The organism is Cyanobium sp. NIES-981, from assembly GCF_900088535.1.
Lineage (GTDB): Bacteria > Cyanobacteriota > Cyanobacteriia > PCC-6307 > Cyanobiaceae > NIES-981.
The window spans coordinates 2,420,766-2,438,562 of record NZ_LT578417.1; the positions used below are offsets into that span (position 1 = coordinate 2,420,766).

Sequence of the window (17,797 nt, forward strand, 5' to 3'; positions counted from 1 at the left end):
ACTCAGCCGCCCATCTCCTCCACCCCCGCCCGGGCCTGCAGGGCTTCGAGCCCCGCCACCAGCGCCACGCCGATGCCCATCAGCAGCAGGGCGGCGGCCAGGGCCGAGGGGCTGGCCGGCGCGGCCAGGGCATCGCGCAGCACCACCAGCTTGCCCTTGGCGTTGATGGTGGTGTCCAGCACGGTGCGGAACGGCCAGATCTTCCAGAGCGATCCCACCATGAAGCCCACCAGCAGGGCCACCGTCTGGCCGTGCCAGCGGTGCAGCAGCCAGCGCAGCAGCCGCACGAACAGCAGCAGACCGCTGATGCAGCCCAGGGCGAACGGCACCAGGGTGGCCAGATCCAGGCCCTTCACCGCCTCCATCACGTGCTGGTACTGCCCCAGCACCAGCAGCAGGAACGAGCCGGAGATCCCGGGCAGGATCATCGCCATGATCGCCACGGCGCCGCTCCAGAAGATGGTGAAGGCGTCATGGGGCATGGTCACCGGCACCCGGGTGACCAGCACCAGGGCGCCGATCACTCCGGCGGCCATCGCCACCAGGCCGGAGGCTCCCCAGTGGGCATGGCGGGCGATCAGCACGATCGAGCCCAGGATCAACCCGAAGAAGAAGGCGAACAGCAGCACCGGATGGTGCTCATACAGCCAGGTGATCGGCCGCACCAGCAGCAGCACCGAGGCGCCGATCCCCACCAGCAGGGGCACGAGGAAGCCCAGCTGCACCCGCTCGGCCGCCTGGCGCCAGGCACCCCGGCGCAGCAGGGCGAGCAGCTCCAGATCGAATCCGGCGATCGCCTCCAGCAGCCGGCCGTAGATGCCCAGGATGAAGGCCATGCTGCCCCCCGACACACCGGGCACCACATCGGCGGCCCCCATCGCCAGACCGCAGCCGATCACGTAGGGCAGAGACGGCGCGGGGGCCATGGGCGAACCGGTGGGACACTTGGAGCGCCGCAACCTTAGGGAGCCCTGCCGTGAAAGCCATCAGCGTGCTCGGTTCCACCGGCTCGATCGGCACCCAGACCCTCGAGCTGGCCTGCGAATTCCCCGACCGCTTCCGGGTGGTGGCGCTCACGGCCGGCAACAATCTCGATCTGCTGCTGGAGCAGATCCTGCGCCACGCCCCCGAGGCGGTGGCCCTGGCCGACGGCGACATGGTGCCGCAGCTGCGGGAGCGCCTGGAGGCCCTGGATCCGGCCCGCCAACCCGCCCGGCTGCCCGAACTGCTGGGCGGGCCGGAGGGCCTCTGCGCCGCGGCCGCCTGGCCCAGTGCCGATCTGGTGGTGACGGGCATCGTGGGCTGCGCCGGCCTGCTGCCCACCCTGGCCGCGATCCGCGCCGGCAAGGATCTGGCCCTGGCCAACAAGGAGACCCTCATCGCCGCCGGCCCGGTGGTGCTGCCGGAGCTGGCGAAATCCGGCTCCCGGCTGCTGCCGGCCGATTCCGAGCACTCCGCCATCTTCCAGTGCCTGCAGGGCACCCCCTGGGCCGACACCGCCCGCCTCTCCACCGGCGTGCCCACCCCGGGCCTGCGCCGCATCCAGCTCACCGCCTCCGGCGGCGCCTTCCGCGACTGGGAGCCGGCCGATCTGGCCAAGGCCACCGTGGCCGATGCCACCAGCCACCCCAACTGGAGCATGGGCCGCAAGATCACGGTGGATTCGGCCTCGCTGATGAACAAGGGCCTCGAGGTGATCGAGGCCCACTACCTCTTCGGCCTGGAGTACGACGCCATCGAGATCGTGATCCACCCCCAGAGCATCATCCATTCGATGGTGGAGCTGGCCGACACCTCGGTGCTGGCCCAGCTGGGCTGGCCCGACATGAAGCTGCCCATCCTCTACTGCCTGAGCTGGCCCGGCCGGCTGCCCACCCCCTGGCGCCGCCTCGATCTCACCGAAGTGGGTTCGCTCACCTTCCGCAAGCCCGACCCGGCCAAGTACCCCTGCATGGAGCTGGCCTACGCCGCCGGCCGCGCCGGCGGCACGATGCCGGCCGCGCTGAACGCCGCCAATGAGCAGGCCGTGGCCCTGTTCCTGGAGGAACGGATCCACTTTCTCGACATCCCGCACCTGATCGAGCAGGTGTGCGACCGCCACCGCGCCGATCGGATGGACAGCCCTTCCCTGGAGGATGTGCTGGATGTGGACGGCTGGGCACGCCGGGCGACGCGGGAGGCCGCCGCCGCCCTGCAGGCCCGCCTGCCCGCCACCCTGCCGGCCTGAGCCATGGCCGTGAACCCGGCACCGGTGGCCCACCACCTGCTGCTCTGCGCCACCCCCACCAAGCCGCTCTGCTGCCCCGATCCCGCCGTGGGGGACGCCAGCTGGGACACCCTCAAACGCCTGGTGCGCGAGCTCGGCCTCGAGGATCCAGGCCGCGCGGGGGGCATCGTGCTGCGCACCAAGGCCGACTGCCTGCGCATCTGCGCCGAGGGGCCGGTGCTGCTGGTGTGGCCGGAGGGGATCGTCTACGGCGGCGTCACCCCTGAGCGGATCGAGCGGATCGTGCGCCAGCACGTGGTGGGCGGGGAGCCGGTGGAGGCGTGGATCGTGCGCCGCCAGCCCTTTCAGTCGCGGACTGATACCCCCACGACAGCCTGAAGCCAAGTGGCGGTAAGACGATCGGCCCAGGAGCCCCCGCTCCCGTCGCTGCGGCCATGGAACCCGTTGTGGCCGCCCTGCCGGGTGAGCAGCACCTCGAGCGATCCCGGTGCAGGGGAGCGGCCAGCCGAGGCGACGGCGGCGGCCAGCTCCGCGGCGGGGGCTGCGGGCACCCAGGGATCATCCAGGGCATGCACCAGCAGGGTGGGCGGCAGCCCTTTCCCCTCCTGGAGCCTGCGGCCGAGGGCCGGCAGCGGTGAGGCCTGCCGGTAGTAGGCCTCCACATCGGCGTAGCCCCAGCGGGGTGCCGTGATGGCGGCGTCGAAGCCGCGGATGCTGCCGGGCGCGTTGTCGCCCTGGAGGGCGCGTCGCTCGCGGGGATCCACGCCGAAGGGGTCGTCCAGGGTCTGGGCGATCAGCCGTTGCAGCAGCCAGCGCTGGTAGAGACGGTTGCGGGGCCGCTCGATCTGGGCCGAACTGGCGGCCAGATCCAGGGGGCTGCTCACACACACCAGGCCCGCCAGCAGGGCCGGCTCCGCCAGGGCGGCATTGAGCAGCACCGTGCCCCCGAGCGAGAGGCCCACGGCCAGCAGCGGCGCCGGCGCCGCCAGGGCAGCGGCCTGCCGCAGCACCGGCAGGAGGTCGCGGTTGCAGCGGGCGGCATAGGTGCCCCGGGCCAGGGGGCGGCCGGGTCCGGCGCCGCGCAGGTTCAGGCGCAGCACGGCGAAGCCGGCCGCCTGCAGCTGCTGCCCCAGCCGGCGCACCCCGCCACGGCGGCTGCTTCCCCCCAGACCGTGCAGCACCACCACCCAGCCCCGGGGCGGCGCTTCCGGGCTGGCCCCACCGAGCTCCGGAGGATCCAGACAGGCCATCAGATGCTCGCCCCCCTCGAGGTCGAACAGGTGAGGGGTGCCGCGATCGGGCCCCAGCGCCAGCGGGCGCAGACTGTCGCGCAGGGTCTGCAGGTCGGCGCCCAGCCAGGGGAACCGGGGCTGGAAGGGCTCCGGATCAAGGGCAGCCAGCAGCGGGCCCGCCCTGAACGTGGGGGACACCCCCGCTCAGGAGGCCACCTTCTGGCGGCCCACCCCCAGCTCCCGCAGCTCGGCGAGCAGCCCGTTGAGCACCGCCTTGGCATCGCCGAACACCATGGCGGTCTGGGGCAGCTCGAACAGGGCATTGGCGATGCCCGCGTAGCCGGCCCCGAGGCTACGCTTCACCACGAACACCTGACGCGCCTGGTCCACCTCCAGCACCGGCATGCCGTAGAGGGGGCTGGCGGGATCGGTCTTGGCGTCGGGGTTCACCACGTCGTTGGCGCCGAGCACGATGGCCACATCCGTGCGGGGAAATTCGGGATTGATGGCATCCATTTCCTGCAGCTGCTCGTAGGGCACATCGGCCTCGGCCAGCAGCACGTTCATGTGGCCGGGCATGCGGCCCGCCACCGGGTGGATGGCGTAGCTCACCTCGGTGCCATTGGCTTCGAGGATCTTGGCGAGCTCGCGCAGGGCGTGCTGGGCCTGGGCCACGGCCAGGCCGTAGCCGGGCACGAACACCACCCGCTCGGCGTTCTCCAGGGCGAGGGCGCACTCCTCGGGACTGCAGCTGGTGATGCGGGTGTAGCCGGCTTCGCTGCCGCCACCCCCCACCTTGGCCGCCGCCCCGAGGGCGCCGCCGAACAGCACGCTCACCAGCGAGCGGTTCATGGCCGTGCACATCACCTGGGTGAGGATCAGGCCCGCCGCGCCCACCATGGCGCCGGCCACGATCAGCAGCTGGCTGCCCACCACGAAGCCGGCCGCCGCTGCCGCCACGCCGGAGTAGCTGTTCAGCAGGGAGATCACCACCGGCATGTCGGCGCCGCCGATCGGCAGGGTCACCCCCACCCCCAGCAGCAGGGCACTGGCCACCAGCACCGCCAGCACCGCACCGCCACTGTGGCTGGGCAGCAGCACGGCCGAGCCCAGGGCCACGGCCGCCAGGGTGAGGTTCACGCCGTGGCGCAGGCTGCTCTGGGTCCAGGCGGGCGTGTCGAGCCAGCCCTGGAGCTTGGCCATGGCCACGATCGAGCCGCTGAAGGTGATGGAACCCACCACCACCGAGATGGCGATCGACACCTGGGCCACCAGATCGGAGGCGTCGGACTGGAACAGGGCGACCCCCACCGCCACCAGCAGGGAGGCCAGGCCGCCGCAGCCATTGAACAGGGCCACCATCTCGGGCATGGCCGTCATCGGCACCCGCCGGGCCGTGATCAGGCCGGCCAGGCCGCCGGCGGCGGCCCCCAGGGCGATGCCGGCCCAGGCGATCGGGGCCGGGCGCAGCTGAACCAGCAGGCCCGCCACCGCCAGGCCCATGGCCAGGGCGGCCAGACCGTTGGCGGAGCGGGCCGAGCGCACCTTGGAGAGGCCCTTGATGCCCAGGGCCAGGAGCAGCACCGCCCCCAGGTCGATGGCCACGGGAAATGCGGCAGCCAGTGTGTCCATCATGAGCGGTTGCGGGTAGAGGCGAAGAAAGAAAGAAGCCGGAAGGAGCGCCGGGATGGGAGGCGCGAGGGGAGGAGGGACGCGATGCGAGCCTCGGGGTGTGCCCGCCGGCTCAGCGCGGCTTGCGGGCGAACATGGCCAGCATCCGGTCGGTCACCAGAAAACCGCCCACCACGTTGAACAGGGCGAATCCGAGCGACAGGGACCCCAGCAGCAGCAGCACCGGGCTCTCGCCCGCCTGGGCGATCAGGGTGAGGGAGGCCAGCACGGTGATGCCGCTGATGGCGTTGGCACCACTCATCAGTGGCGTGTGCAGGGTGGGGGGCACCTTGCCGATCAGTTCGAGACCCAGCAGGCTGCCGAGCAGCAGCACCCAGAGCGATTCGGAGAGGGAGCTCATGAGCCCGCCCCCACCAGCTGGGGCTCGTCGGCGGCGGGCACCCCCACCACATCCGGCCGCCAGCAACGGCCGGCGTGGGTGATCAGGCAGCCGGCCACGATCGGGTCTTCCCGGTTGAGGCAGAAGCCCTGGAGACCAGCCGTCCCGTCCTCTTCCGGCAATGCTTCCGGCGATGACAGGCTGAGCAGGTGCTCCAGCAGCGCCGCCACATTGCGGGCATAGAGCGCGCTGGCGTGGTTGGGCACGCTGCTGGGCAGGGCGTCGGCCCCGATCAGCTGGACGCCGTTGCGCAGCACCGTCTGGCCGGGAACGGTACAGGCGCAGTTGCCGCCCTGCCCCACGGCCAGATCCACCACCACCGAGCCGGGCCGCAGCCGGTCCAGCATCGTCTCGCTGATCAGACGCGGCGCACGCCGGCCTGGCACCTGGGCCGTGCAGATCACCATGTCGGCCTGGGCCAGCTGGTCCTCGAGCTGCTCCCGCTGGGCCGCCAGGAAGGCTTCCGTGGCCGCCTGGGCGTAGCCGCCCACCTCGGCCGGGGTGTTACCCAGCTCCGGGGGAGCCACGAACCGGCCCCCCAGCGATTCCACCTGCTCGCGCGCGGCGGGACGCACGTCGCTGACGTACACCACGGAACCCAGGCGGCGGGCCGTGGCCAGGGCCTGCAGGCCCGCCACGCCGGCGCCCAGGATCAGGGTGCGGGCCGGCTGGATCGTGCCGGCGGCCGTCATCAGCATCGGCACGTAGCGGTCCAGGGCCGCCGCCGCCAGCAGCACCGCCTTGTAGCCGGCGATGTTGGCCTGGGAGGAGAGCACGTCCATGGTCTGGGCCCGGCTGGTGCGGGGCAGCAGCTCCAGAGCCATGGCCGACACCTGGCGCCGGTTCAGGGCTCCCACCAGCGCATCGGCGCCGTAGGGAGCGAGCAGACCCACCAGCAGAGCGCCGGGCCGCAATTGCTCCAGGCGTTCCTGGGCGGGGGGCTGGACGCAGAGCACGCCGTCCACCTGCTCCCAGCACGCAGCCTCGGGGGACAACAGTTCGGCGCCGGCCTCGGCGTAGGCGCGGTCGTGAAAGCCCGAGGGCTCACCGGCACCGGCTTCCACGGCCAGGCGCAGGCCCTTGGCCGTGAGCCTCTGCACGGTTTCCGGCGTGGCGGCCACCCGCGCCTCGCCGGGCCGGTATTCCCGGGGAATCAGGAGCTGGGGGGGAGAAAGGGACACCGTTGCTTCGCATGGTCCTGTCTCCATTAGGAAGCGGTGCGGCGCAACCGGCAACGACTCCGCCACGAATGTGCGGGGTTGCCGACGCAGAGCCGGTCTGAACCGGGCGCCTCAGACCAGGGGAAGAAGCTCCTGCTCGATGCTGACCGCCAGGCCGCGGGCCTGCTGCCGGTGCAGCAGCCGTGCCCGCAGGATCAGCGGGTCGATGTCGCAGTCCTGCCGCCAGCAGAGCTCGAGATGGCGGCGCTGCCACGACGCCCAGGGGCGGCGGGTCTCGGGGGGGGAGGGCATGACCGATGGGGAGGGGTGCGGGTGCCCGGAACCTAGGCAGAGCGGGGATGGGGCCCATCAGCGAGAACACCTATTCAGGCCGGCTGCGTCTGGTCTTCGGGGCCGGACCCTGCCCAGAGCGGGGCTGGACAGCACCACGGACAATGGTCAGCGCCTGGAGGGTCATGGCCAATCTGTCATTCGCGCTGGCCGGAGGCCAGCCCCCCCTGAGCGCCGGCAATACCGGCAGCGGCATCCAGCCACGCCAGTGGCAGAGCCAGCTGGTGCAGCTGATGCGGGCGCGGCTGGTGAAGGCCCGCCCCGGCGGCCAGGACGTGCTCATCCATGCCGGCCCCGGCGCCGGCAAGACCCTGGGCGCCCTGCTCGGTTTCCAGCGGCTGCATCAGGAAGGACGTCTGGAGCGGTTCCTGGTGTTCTGCCACCGCTCCTCGATCGCGCTCCAGTGGCAGGACGCCGCCAGCCGCCTCGGTCTGCGCCTGGAGCGCTGGGATCCGGAGCTGGGGCTCAACCCCCTGGCGGCCGGCCAGGGCTGGCAGGGCCTCGTGCTCAGTTACCAGTCCGCTGCCCGCCACCGCCCCCGCCTGGAGGCGGCCTGGAACGATCCCTGGCTCACCCCGGGGGCGAGCCCGGCAGAGGGGAGCTGCGGCGGCCGCTGGCTGGCGATCGCCGATGAGGTGCACCACCTCGGCATCGATCCGGAGGAGCCGGAGGCGGCGGCCTGGGGCCATGCCTTCAGCCGCTTCACCGAAACGGCGGCCCTGCGGCTGGGGCTCACGGGCACGCCGTTCCGCGCCGACAACCTGGCCTTCTGCGCGGCCCGGCGCGAGCGCCTGCGCCAGGGTGATGAGGTGGTGGAGCGGATCACGCCGGACCTGAGCGTGGAGCCGCGCCGGCTGATCGCCGCCGGGGACGTGCGTCCCCTGGAGTTCCGGTTTCAGGACGGCTGGGTGGAGCACGGACGGGCTGCCAGCCCGGAGGGCCTGCAGCACGGCGACACGGAAACCTCACCGCTCTCCGCCGAGAGCCGCGAAAGCTGGCGGGCCCGCAACCTGCGGCGGGCGATCCGGCTGGGCGATTCCAGCAGCATCGCCCTGCGGCTGCTGCTGAGCGCCCGCACACGGCTGGAACGGGTGCGCCGGGAGCACCCGGAGGCCGGAGGTCTGGTGATCGCCCGTGACATCGCCCACGCCCGTGAGGTGAGCGATCTGCTGATCGAGCAGGGCGACCGGGTGCATCTGGTGCATTCCCAGGACTGCGCGGCCGCCGACCACCTGCGCGCCTTCAAGGAGGGGGATGCCGACTGGCTGGTGAGCATCGACATGTGCGCTGAGGGCTTCGATGCACCCCGGCTCCGGGTGGTGGCCTACCTCACCACCGTGGTCACCCGCAGCCGCTTCGTGCAGGCGATCACGCGGGCCGTGCGCATGGATGCGAAGCGCGCCGCCCAGGAGGCGATCCCGCGTCATCCCTCCTACGTGTTCGCCCCCGCCGATCCCCTGCTCATCTCCTATGCCCGCAGCTGGTCGCTGAGTGAGCCCTACCTGCTGCGCACCCGGCCGCCCCTGGCTGCCGCCGCCGGCCAGGGCGGCAGCCCCGGCAGCCTCCAGCCCCTGGAGGCGATCGATGAGGAAGCCGGCGCCATGCTCCGCATGCGCGGGCCCCAGTTGCCCGGATTCCTGCGTCGATCGGCCTGAGGGGCGCTGAGGGGTCGGGGAGCCGCAGGGGGATCGGTACGTTTTCAACACACACCCTTGCCAAATGCCGCCGCATCGGCGATGGGCTTTGAGACGTTGTGTCAACCACTACGTCAGGAGGGAGCCCGGCCCGCCAACGTGGTGCCACCAACGGACTGGGATCGGGATCATGGAAGCCCCACTGAACCGCCGACTCACCGTTGCCGTGAGCTGGGCCCTGGCCCGCAGGGCCACCCTCGACGCCCTGGAGCACTACGAGGAGAGCTACGCCCTCACCGAGGAATTCAGGGAGTGGCTGCTCGGCGTTGAAGACCACCCGCAGCTCCTCGAGCTGGGGATGCTGATGGTGCCGAAGGACATGACCAAGGGCGCCAACCCCGAGATTGACGGCATTCTTGAAATCTGAACAAAAGCTTAAGGCAGCAGCAGTCCTCCGGCGTGCCTGGCCCCGCCCGCCGATCCCCCAGGCCGATCTCCTAGGGTTAACTCATAGTCAATCCGCCTAAGCCGTGTCCGACGCGCGATCCGCCGCTGCCGCCGCCCCCAGGCCCGCCGTTGAAAACCTGGTGATCGTGGGCTCCGGCCCGGCCGGCTACACGGCCGCCATCTACGCCGCCCGCGCCAACCTCAACCCGCTCATGATCACGGGCTTTCAGGATGGCGGCATCCCCGGTGGCCAGTTGATGACCACCACCCACGTGGAGAACTACCCGGGGTTTCCCGACGGCATCCTGGGGCCCGACCTGATGGACCGGATGAAGGCCCAGGCCGAGCGCTGGGGCACCACGCTCGTGCTCGCCGACGCCACGGCGATCGATCTGTCCCAGCGGCCCTTCCGGATCACGGCCGATGGCACCACCTACCAGGCCCAGAGCCTGATTCTGGCCACCGGCGCCAGCGCCAACCGGCTGGGCCTGCCCCAGGAGGAGCGGTTCTGGAGCAGCGGCATCAGCGCCTGCGCCATCTGCGATGGCGCCACGCCCCAGTTCCGCGATCAGGCAGTGGCGGTGGTGGGCGGCGGTGACTCCGCCTGCGAGGAGGCGGTGTATCTCACCAAGTACGGCGACCACGTGCACCTGATCGTGCGCTCCGACAAGCTGCGGGCCAGCAAGGCGATGGCCGACCGGGTGCTGGCCAACCCCTCCATCACCGTGCATTGGCATCGCCAGGTGGTGGACTGCAGCGGCACGGACTGGCTCGAGGCGATCACCCTGCGTGACGCCATCAGCGGCGCCACCGAGGAGCTCGCCGTGAAGGGCCTCTTCTACGCGATCGGCCACACCCCCAACACCCGCCTGGTGCGGGACCAGCTGGAGGTGGATGGCCATGGCTACCTGGTCACCCGGCCGGGGCGACCCGAAACCAGCGTGGAGGGTGTGTTCGCCGCCGGCGACGTGGCCGATGCCGAGTGGCGCCAGGGCATCACCGCAGCCGGCAGCGGCTGCCAGGCGGCCCTGGCGGCCGAGCGCTGGCTCAGCCATCACAACCTCGCGGTGGAGGTGAAGCGCGAGGCGGTGGATCCCCAGGAGGTGGGTGAACCGAAGCGCACCGCCGAGAGCGACGAGGCCAACTACGACCCCGACGCCCTCTGGCAGAAGGGCAGCTTCGCCCTGCGCAAGCTCTACCACGACAGCGACAGGCCCCTGCTGGTGGTGTACACCTCACCCACCTGCGGCCCGTGCCATGTGCTGAAGCCCCAGCTCAAGCGGGTGCTGGATGAACTCGGCGGCGCCGCCCAGGGGGTGGAGATCGACATCGAGGCCGATCAGGAGATCGCCGTGCAGGCCGGGGTCACCGGAACCCCCACGGTGCAGCTGTTCTTCCGCAAGGAACTGAAGCAGCAGTTCAAGGGGGTGAAGCAGCGCAGCGCGTTCAAGGAGGCCATCGAGACGCTGCTGGCGGTTCCCGTCTGAGAGCAGCAGGAGCGACCCGGCAGACGGTGCTCTGAGCCCGGTGCCGAGCAGCCAGTGCTCAGCGCCGGCGTGGCCCTCCGGGACGGTTGCCGCCGGCCCGGGGGCCGGTGGCTCCGGCATTGCGCTCCCGGTAGGTGATGCGGCCGCGGGTGAGGTCGTAGGGGCTGATCTCGACGAGCACCTTGTCGCCGGCGAGCAGCTTGATGCGGAACTTGGTGAGCTTGCCGGCCGCCCGGCACAGGCACTGGTGACCGGCCGGCTGCTCCAGGGTCACCAGGTAGAACCCGTTGCCCTGTTCCTTCTCAATCACACCGGAGGTCTCAATCATGCGGCGAGGCGCTCAATCCATGGAACAGCAGCCTTCAGCTTAGGTGCCGCCCGCACCACTGCTGGCAGCACTGCCTGCAGCGCAGGGTGGTCGGCGGCCGGCAGCCCAGGCCTAGGGTCGGCGCGACTCCAATCGCGCCGTTCACCGCCATGGTCCTTCCCCCACTCAGTCTGAATCTGGGCCTGCTGTTGATTTCGATCGGCGTGGTCAACCTCTGGAATGCCCGCCGGTCCTGAGGCCCAACCCCGCACGCTGCTGTTCCACAAGCCCTACGGGGTGCTGAGCCAGTTCAGCCCCGAACCGGGCAGCCGCTGGCGCTGCCTGGCGGATTTCATCCCGGTGCCAGGGGTCTATGCGGCAGGACGTCTGGATGCCGACAGCGAAGGCCTGATGCTGCTCACGGCCCACGGCCGGTTGCAGCAGCGGCTCACCGATCCGGCCTTCGGCCACTGGCGCACCTACTGGGTGCAGGTGGAAGGGGACGTGGACCAGCGGCCCGAGGCGCTGGCCCAGCTGCGTCGCGGCGTCCCTGTGCAGGGGAGGCTCAGCCGGCCCGCCCGGGTGCGGCCCCTGCCCGATCCGGGTCTGCCCGCCCGGCAGCCGCCGATCCGGGAGCGCGCCAGCATCCCCGTGAGCTGGCTGGAACTGCAGTTGCAGGAGGGCCGCAACCGCCAGGTGCGGCGCATGACGGCCAGCGTGGGGCTGCCCACCCTGCGGCTGATCCGGGTGGCGATCGATCTGATGGATGGCGAACCGCCGCTGCAGCTGGCAGGCCTGGACCCCGGCCAGTGGCGGCCGCTCCACAGCCAGGAGGAGCAGCGGCTGCAACGGCTGCTGCGTCACTCACCCGGCCGGGGCGGTCGTGCCGGCGGCGGGAAATCCGGCCAGGCCGGCGGCGGCGGGTAGGGGGGTCTGGCCTGCCGCAAGGCCGGCTCAGCCCAGCACATCCCTGAGTTCACGCACCGTCTGCAGCTGGCCGTAGTAGTAGTTGGCGCGGGCCCGCCGCTCAGGATCCTCCAGGCTGTCGAAGGCATCGAAGCCCAGGCTCTGCCAGAGCTCGTGGCCGCAGGTGCTGTTCAGAGCCTCCACCGCCTCCGCCTCCAGGTTGGCCAGCCGGCGCTGCAGGTTCTTGATCTGGGCAACCGACATCGGCGAGAGGCATCAACACGCCATAGTACGGACGAACCACCGGCCCTGGTGGCCTGCCGGCGGCGGTGGCTTGCCGGCGGCGGTGGCTTGCCGGCGGCGGATCAGAAGGGCAGCTTCTTCTTGGCGTCCTTGTCCAGGTCGGCCTCCATTTCGCGCAGGCGCTTGAGGATGGTGTCGTAATACTCCTTGAGATAGCTCTCCAGGGTGGTGGTCTCGGCCGGATCGAGCCCGAAGGCCTCGTAGCTCTCCTCCATCGGGGCATCGAGCCGCACGCCGCCGCCGGTGACCGCCTCGAAGGCCAGCCGCTCCGCCACGTTGAGGCTGGCCTCGAAGAAGCTCGTGAGCCCGCGCATGAGCTGCAGCAGGAACGGCGGCACCCGGAACACCCGGGCATCCTTGCCGGTGCAGCGTTCGCACAGCTGGGTGATCTCACCGGTGGTCCAGGCCCGGGGGCCCACCACCGGGAAGGCGCGGCGCACGGTCTGCGGGCACTCCAGGGCGGCCACCGCGAAGCGGGCCATGTCCTGGGTGTTCATGTAGGCAATCGGCGTGGGCGAGCCGCTCACCCACACCGTCTGCCCCTCCAGCACGGGGATGGCGAACTGGCTGATCAGGCCCTGCATGAAGGCCACACCCCGCAGGATCGTGTAGTCGAGGTCGGAGGCCTGCAGCCACTCCTCCGTGCAGGCCTTGATGTCCATCAGCGGCACATCCCGGTGCTTCGCCGCATCCAGCAGCGACACGAACACCACCCGGCGGACACCGGCGCGGCTGCAGGCGGCGAAGAGGTTCTGCTTGCCCGTCCAGTCGATCTCATAGGCGCTGCCGGGATCGGTGGCCCGGGCCGTGGCCGCATCGATCACGGCCTCCTGACCCTCCAGCGCGTAATCGAGGCTGTCGGGCTCGAGCAGATCACCCCGGGTGAGCTCACAGCCCCACTCCTGCAGGAAGGCGGCCTTGCGGGGCGAGCGCACCACGCAGCGAACCTGATGACCGGCGTCGAGGGCACGGCGGGCAATCTGGCGACCGAGGGTGCCCGTTGCGCCGACGACCAGTACCTGCATGCCCATGGTTCAACCGGCGATGAGCCTAGGGGCGCGCCCGTCGCGCCGAGATCGGGCGAGGCAGGGGGCCGCAGCGGCCGCGCAGCCGCGGGAGTCAGTCCTTGTCGGCGAAACGCAGCAGCAGGGCCCCGCCGGCCAGGCCGACGGGGATCAGCACCCAGAACAGGGCGGCGATGCCGAAGATCTCAGAGGCCATGAACCGATGCCGTGACGCGCACCGTTTTAGCGCGGCGCAGGTTGGGCCACCGCGGGGCTGGCGGCCAGTTCCAGGATCCGTCGCCAGGGGGCATCGCTGCGGAAGCTGCCGGCCATCACCCCACCCGGCCCGGCCGTCCAGCCGTCCTGGCGCAGGGCGGCCACCAGGGCGTCCAGGCGGGGGGGACCGCCCCCGAGGCGGCGGCCCAGTTCGGCGCAGGGCCAGCAGCGGGCCGGCACCCCCGCATCCCGGCTGAGGGCCTGCCAGAGGCGGGCACCACCGCGGCCGAGGCTGGGCAGGGCACCGGCGGCCACCGCCGCCGACTCCTCCGCCGCCATGGCCGCCAGGCGGGAGGGATCCTGGAGCGGACCGAGCCAGAGGGGGCCGGACACCGCCAGCGGCGAACCATGGGCTGCGGATGGCGCCCCGCCCGCTGGAGACTCCCCGCAGCCACAGGCTGGCCAGCGGCGCAGCTGCAGCAGGCTCTGGGTCCACTGCTCGCCGCAGCCATGGCAGTGGGCCAGCAGCCCCAGCTGCTCCTCCTCCCGGACGGCCGGCCTGCGCCGCAGCTGGATGGCCGTGCGAAAGGTGCGGCCCTCACTGAAGCTGAACAGCGGCGTGATGCCCCGCCCCAGGGTCCAGGCGGCGCGGGCCACCACCCCGATCTGCAGCCGCAGGGCAAGCTCCCAGCTGGCGGGATGGGCCCGGGCGGCGGCCCCCAGCGAGCGGATGGCCGCGGGGCGGTCATGGCCCGTGGGGGAGCGACCGTCGGTGCTGGCCAGATAGAGCACCCCGTCGAAGGCGAGCACCTCCAGGGCCAGGGGCACCAGGGCCGCAGGACAGCCGAAGGCATCGAGGTCCACCAGCTCGAAGCGCTCCTGCCGCAGCAGGCAGTCGGCCAGCAGGAGATGGGCCTGGCGGTCGCTGAGGCGGAGGGCCAGCGCGGCCGGCAGAGCGGCCAGATTGCGCTCAAGCAGGGGCAGGCGCGCCGGGTCGGCGTCGTTGGCCCACACCGCCGTGGCCCCCGCTTCGAGCCCGTAGCGCAGGGCCCGCACGCCGCAGCCGGCCATCAGATCGAGCACCCGCCTCCTGCCGCCGCTCCCCAGGGTGCGCAGCAGCAGCACCCCGAGGTCGCGGCCTGGACGCGACGCCTGTCGGAAGAAACCCGCACCTGGGCAGAACCGGGCCTGCGCCTCCTCCTCCATGGCGTGCGGGGGCGTCGTCATGGCGTGGGGCAGCGGCCAGCTCGGGCACACCCTCCTGCGGGGCAGAGAGGGGGTTCGAGCGTATTCGGCCGGCCGGTGGGCTTGTGGAGTTCGCCCCAGTCCTGTGGCGGTTGGAGAGGCTGGGCCCGCGCGCCAGCGGCGGTTCCGGAACACCTACGGTCAACGCACCCAACTGGCCCGCTGGGCCAGGGACCTCCGGTCCTGAGCAACTCGCGATGCTTTCCACCCCACCCCATGGCAGGGGCCCAACCCCCGATTCCGGGGTCGACTGGGGCGAGCACAGCACCTGGATCTGGCAGGGGCTGGCCGTGCACTGGCGCCATCTGCCTCCGGCGGCTGCAGGGCCGGGCTGCCGCAGCGGTGAGCGCGGAAGTGTGGTGCTCCTGCACGGCTTCGGTGCCGCCAGTGGCCACTGGCGGCGCAACGCCGCGGCGCTGGCCGCCGCCGGATGGCGTGTGTACGCCCTGGATCTGATCGGTTTCGGAGCCTCCGATCAACCGGGGCCGCACCGCCGCCGCCGGCTCGACAACCGGCTCTGGGCCCGCCAGGTGCAGGCGTTCGTGGCGGAGGTGGTGGGACATCCGGCGGTGCTGGTGGGCCACTCCCTGGGGGGACTGGTGGCCCTCACCTGCGCCAGCCTCTTCCCAGGCTGGGTGGACGCCGTGGTGGCGGCCCCCCTGCCGGACCCCGCCCTGCTGCTGGGGCCGGGTGCCTGGCCGCCGCGGCGACGCCCCTGGCGCCGCCGCCTCAGGCGCTGGGGGGTGATCGTGCTCTGCCGCCTGCTGCCCCTCGAGCTGCTGGTGCCGCTGCTGGCCCACTCCCCCCTGCTGGCCCTGGGCATCCAGTCGGCCTACACCACCCCGGTGATCGGCGACCGGGAGCTGCACCGGCTGATCGCCCAGCCCGCCCGACGGCCCGGAGCGGTGCGCTCCCTGCGGGCCATGAGCATCGCCATGGCCCTGCGCCCCCACGGAGCCACGGCCCCCACCCTGCTGCGGCGGTTGCAGCGTCCCCTGCTGCTGATCTGGGGCCATGGCGATCAGCTCGTGCCGATCCAGGTGGCCGAGCAGATCCGGAGGCTCCGCCCGGACCTGGCGCTGGTGGACCTCGAGCACTGCGGCCACTGCCCCCACGACGAAGCCTCCGAGCCGTTCAACGCCACCCTGCTCGACTGGCTTGCGGCGGCACCCACGGCCTCCGGCAGGGGCCGAGCGGTAATTTGGGCGCAACAGCCAGGCCCGATCCCCAAGCCATGAAGCACACCCTGTCGGTGCTGGTGGAAGACGAATCGGGTGCCCTCAGCCGCATCTCCGGCCTGTTCGCGCGTCGGGGGTTCAACATCGAGAGCCTGGCCGTGGGGCCGGCCGAGCGGGGGGGCATGTCCAGGCTCACCATGGTGGTGGAGGGAGATGACCGCACCCTCGCCCAGATGACCAAGCAGCTGGACAAGCTGATCAATGTGCTCGGTGTGATCGATCTCTCCCAGATCCCCTCGGTGGAACGGGAGCTGATGCTGTTGAAGGTGTCGGCACCGGCGGAGAGCCGCAGCGCGATCCTCGACCTCGTTCAGGTGTTCCGCGCCAATGTGGTGGATGTGGCCGACGATGCCCTCACCCTGGAAGTGGTGGGCGATCCCGGCAAGCTCGTGGCGCTGGAGCAGGTGATGGAGCCCTTCGGGATTCTGGAGATCGCCCGCACCGGCAAGGTGGCGCTGGAGAGGGCCTCCGGGGTGAACACCGCCTTTCTGCGGGTCACCGCCTCCAGCAAGCGGGTGCCGGCCTGAGCGCACAGCAACCGCTCAGCCTCACCCGCTCAGTCTCACCCGCTCAGTCTCCGCAGCTCAGTCTCCGCCTCGGACGAGCTTGCCGCCGGACACCAGGCTGGCCTTGGTGATCTTGTCCCCCTGGCGGATTGTGTCGATCACCTCCATGCCCTCGCTCACCCGGCCGAACACGGCATAGCGGCCATCCAGCTCGGGCAGCGCCTCGAGAGCCACGTAGAACTGGGCACTGGCGGAATTGGGATCGGCGGAGCGCGCCATCGCCACGGCACCGCGCTGATGAACCAGGCTGAGCTCCCGGCTCACCCCCGGGTCGGTGAGGGGCTGGCCGTAGCGCGGCGATGCCTCATCCTTCAGCTTCACCTCCAGCGGGATCAACCTCGCCTCGCCGCTGGCGGGATCAACGTAACTGCCGCTGCCGTACTGGCTGGGCGGCACCACCGGATTGGCACTCGCCGGATCGCCCCCCTGCACCACGAAGGGCGTGGGATCGCGCACGACCCGGTGGAACACGGTGCCGTCGTAGACCCCACGCTTCACCAGATCCACGAAATTCCCCGCCGTGAGCGGGGCGGCCTCCCCATCCAGCTCGATCCGCACCTCGCCCCGGCTGGTCTGGAGGGCAACCGTGGCCGGTCCGCTCAGGCAGGGGGTGGTGGCAGTGGCACAGCCCAGGGACCCCTGGCTGACCCGGTTCGGGCTGCAGGCCGCCAGGGCCAGTGGCGCCAGCATGAGCACCATGCCGAGGGAGCAGCGGCGCACCAGCCGCCGCAGGCTGATCGCAACCTGATCGCTCACACGCCCTCCAGCGGCACACCCAGGAAGCGGGCCAGCTGGGCCCCGGAGCTCTCCAGATCGGCCAGGGGCATGGGTTCCCCGACGCGGGTGAGGGGAAGATCCCTGCGCCCCTGCAGCTTGAGCGCCAGACGCCGCCGCGGATTGAGGCCGTCACGCACCTCCACCTTCACCGCCTGGATCTCCCGCAGGGGGATCTCCACATCGATGGTCTGGCGGAAGCCGCGGCGGCTGATCCGGGCCGATCCCGTGGCGCGGTCGAAGCGGTTGCTGCCGGCGCCCACATCCAGACCGATCACCGTCCAGAGATAGGAGGCCAGCAGCACGGCGGCCACGCCGTAGAGGCCCATCACCAGGCCCTGGGGCACGTACACCAGCTCGGCCGGATGGCCGATCGGCAGCAGATCCCTGCCCAGGTAGCTCGAGAGGCTGGTGAGCAGGAAGCCCACGCCGCCGAGGCTCACCACCAGGGCCATGGCCAGGTTGGAGGGGCGGCGGGAACCGAGCACCGGCTGCTCAAGCACGGAGCCAGGCACGGAGGACTGGGCCTTCACGTCAGAGCCCTGCACATCGGAGGGAGGCATCCAGGGGGGGTCGGCAATGGGGCCCATCCTGGCTCGTGGGCGGCCGGCCGGAGGCCGGACTGGGAA

21 protein-coding genes are annotated in these 17,797 nt (G+C 71.5%); 8 read left to right on the top strand and 13 right to left on the bottom strand.

Annotated elements, in window-relative coordinates; translation table 11 throughout:
* Nucleotides 1-2 precede the first annotated feature (2 nt).
* Nucleotides 3-926, bottom strand: a complete 924-nt coding sequence (locus CBM981_RS12145; protein WP_225867384.1) for a DUF368 domain-containing protein — start codon at nucleotides 924-926, stop codon at nucleotides 3-5.
* Between the two features lie 50 nt (nucleotides 927-976).
* Between CBM981_RS12145 and CBM981_RS12150 the strand changes: the two genes are divergently transcribed.
* Nucleotides 977-2,227, top strand: coding sequence for a 1-deoxy-D-xylulose-5-phosphate reductoisomerase (locus tag CBM981_RS12150; RefSeq protein WP_087068620.1), 1,251 nt, complete (start codon nucleotides 977-979; stop codon nucleotides 2,225-2,227).
* Nucleotides 2,228-2,230: 3 nt separating this feature from the next.
* A complete protein-coding gene (locus tag CBM981_RS12155) occupies nucleotides 2,231-2,605 on the top strand; it encodes a ferredoxin (protein WP_087068621.1) in 375 nt (124 codons plus the stop codon).
* On the opposite strand, the gene CBM981_RS12160 is transcribed toward CBM981_RS12155, so the two are convergent.
* The 5 genes from CBM981_RS12160 to CBM981_RS12180 all read right to left on the bottom strand — a co-directional run bounded on the left by CBM981_RS12160 (nucleotide 2,572) and on the right by CBM981_RS12180 (nucleotide 7,002).
* A complete protein-coding gene (locus CBM981_RS12160) occupies nucleotides 2,572-3,657 on the bottom strand; it encodes an alpha/beta fold hydrolase (RefSeq protein ID WP_172820889.1) in 1,086 nt (361 codons plus the stop codon). The two genes, CBM981_RS12155 and CBM981_RS12160, sit on opposite strands and share 34 nt — an antisense overlap.
* A 6-nt stretch (nucleotides 3,658-3,663) precedes the next feature.
* Nucleotides 3,664-5,091 (bottom strand): NAD(P)(+) transhydrogenase (Re/Si-specific) subunit beta, encoded by a 1,428-nt coding sequence (locus tag CBM981_RS12165; protein ID WP_087069398.1) that lies wholly within the window; start codon nucleotides 5,089-5,091, stop codon nucleotides 3,664-3,666.
* 112 nt (nucleotides 5,092-5,203) lie between these two features.
* Complete coding sequence (locus CBM981_RS12170) at nucleotides 5,204-5,491, bottom strand: NAD(P) transhydrogenase subunit alpha (RefSeq protein ID WP_006909833.1); 288 nt, start codon at nucleotides 5,489-5,491, stop codon at nucleotides 5,204-5,206.
* Nucleotides 5,488-6,711 (bottom strand): NAD(P) transhydrogenase subunit alpha, encoded by a 1,224-nt coding sequence (locus CBM981_RS12175; protein ID WP_087068622.1) that lies wholly within the window; start codon nucleotides 6,709-6,711, stop codon nucleotides 5,488-5,490. Before CBM981_RS12175 ends, CBM981_RS12170 begins: the two co-directional genes overlap by 4 nt.
* A gap of 111 nt (nucleotides 6,712-6,822) precedes the next feature.
* Nucleotides 6,823-7,002, bottom strand: a complete 180-nt coding sequence (locus CBM981_RS12180; protein WP_087068623.1) for a hypothetical protein — start codon at nucleotides 7,000-7,002, stop codon at nucleotides 6,823-6,825.
* 164 nt (nucleotides 7,003-7,166) lie between these two features.
* On the opposite strand from CBM981_RS12180, the gene CBM981_RS12185 reads away from it, so the two are divergent.
* From CBM981_RS12185 to trxB, 3 genes are all read left to right on the top strand, one after another.
* Nucleotides 7,167-8,696, top strand: coding sequence for a DEAD/DEAH box helicase (locus CBM981_RS12185; protein WP_087068624.1), 1,530 nt, complete (start codon nucleotides 7,167-7,169; stop codon nucleotides 8,694-8,696).
* Between the two features lie 169 nt (nucleotides 8,697-8,865).
* Complete coding sequence (locus CBM981_RS12190; RefSeq protein ID WP_087068625.1) at nucleotides 8,866-9,102, top strand: hypothetical protein; 237 nt, start codon at nucleotides 8,866-8,868, stop codon at nucleotides 9,100-9,102.
* Nucleotides 9,103-9,205: 103 nt separating this feature from the next.
* Nucleotides 9,206-10,609 (top strand): thioredoxin-disulfide reductase, encoded by a 1,404-nt coding sequence (gene trxB / locus CBM981_RS12195; RefSeq protein WP_172820891.1) that lies wholly within the window; start codon nucleotides 9,206-9,208, stop codon nucleotides 10,607-10,609.
* A 58-nt stretch (nucleotides 10,610-10,667) separates the two neighbouring features.
* Here trxB and infA read toward each other — a convergent pair whose 3' ends face one another.
* Nucleotides 10,668-10,937 (bottom strand): translation initiation factor IF-1, encoded by a 270-nt coding sequence (infA, locus tag CBM981_RS12200; RefSeq protein ID WP_006911497.1) that lies wholly within the window; start codon nucleotides 10,935-10,937, stop codon nucleotides 10,668-10,670.
* Between the two features lie 219 nt (nucleotides 10,938-11,156).
* On the opposite strand from infA, the gene CBM981_RS12205 reads away from it, so the two are divergent.
* Complete coding sequence (locus tag CBM981_RS12205) at nucleotides 11,157-11,843, top strand: pseudouridine synthase (protein ID WP_087068627.1); 687 nt, start codon at nucleotides 11,157-11,159, stop codon at nucleotides 11,841-11,843.
* Between the two features lie 27 nt (nucleotides 11,844-11,870).
* Here CBM981_RS12205 and CBM981_RS12210 read toward each other — a convergent pair whose 3' ends face one another.
* The 4 genes from CBM981_RS12210 to CBM981_RS12225 all read right to left on the bottom strand — a co-directional run bounded on the left by CBM981_RS12210 (nucleotide 11,871) and on the right by CBM981_RS12225 (nucleotide 14,572).
* Nucleotides 11,871-12,086, bottom strand: coding sequence for a hypothetical protein (locus CBM981_RS12210; protein ID WP_087068628.1), 216 nt, complete (start codon nucleotides 12,084-12,086; stop codon nucleotides 11,871-11,873).
* Nucleotides 12,087-12,187: 101 nt separating this feature from the next.
* Nucleotides 12,188-13,150, bottom strand: coding sequence for an NAD(P)H-binding protein (locus CBM981_RS12215; RefSeq protein WP_087069399.1), 963 nt, complete (start codon nucleotides 13,148-13,150; stop codon nucleotides 12,188-12,190).
* 94 nt (nucleotides 13,151-13,244) lie between these two features.
* Entirely contained in the window at nucleotides 13,245-13,346 is a 102-nt protein-coding gene (gene petM / locus CBM981_RS12220) for a cytochrome b6-f complex subunit PetM (protein ID WP_043369173.1), read from the bottom strand.
* A 26-nt stretch (nucleotides 13,347-13,372) separates the two neighbouring features.
* Nucleotides 13,373-14,572, bottom strand: a complete 1,200-nt coding sequence (locus CBM981_RS12225; RefSeq protein ID WP_087068629.1) for a N2,N2-dimethylguanosine tRNA methyltransferase — start codon at nucleotides 14,570-14,572, stop codon at nucleotides 13,373-13,375.
* Between the two features lie 215 nt (nucleotides 14,573-14,787).
* Between CBM981_RS12225 and CBM981_RS12230 the strand changes: the two genes are divergently transcribed.
* On the top strand, nucleotides 14,788-15,828 hold the full coding sequence (locus CBM981_RS12230) for an alpha/beta fold hydrolase (RefSeq protein WP_087068630.1): 1,041 nt from the start codon (nucleotides 14,788-14,790) through the stop codon (nucleotides 15,826-15,828).
* Nucleotides 15,825-16,355, top strand: coding sequence for an acetolactate synthase small subunit (gene ilvN / locus CBM981_RS12235; protein ID WP_087068631.1), 531 nt, complete (start codon nucleotides 15,825-15,827; stop codon nucleotides 16,353-16,355). Before CBM981_RS12230 ends, ilvN begins: the two co-directional genes overlap by 4 nt.
* 57 nt (nucleotides 16,356-16,412) lie before the next feature.
* Here ilvN and CBM981_RS12240 read toward each other — a convergent pair whose 3' ends face one another.
* Both CBM981_RS12240 and CBM981_RS12245 read right to left on the bottom strand, forming a co-directional pair.
* Nucleotides 16,413-17,093, bottom strand: a complete 681-nt coding sequence (locus tag CBM981_RS12240) for a peptidylprolyl isomerase (protein WP_087069400.1) — start codon at nucleotides 17,091-17,093, stop codon at nucleotides 16,413-16,415.
* A 53-nt stretch (nucleotides 17,094-17,146) separates the two neighbouring features.
* The gene (locus tag CBM981_RS12245; protein ID WP_369801622.1) at nucleotides 17,147-17,731 is read right to left on the bottom strand and encodes a photosystem I assembly protein Ycf4; all 585 of its coding nucleotides are present in this window, start codon (nucleotides 17,729-17,731) and stop codon (nucleotides 17,147-17,149) included.
* Between the last annotated feature and the right edge of the window lie 66 nt (nucleotides 17,732-17,797).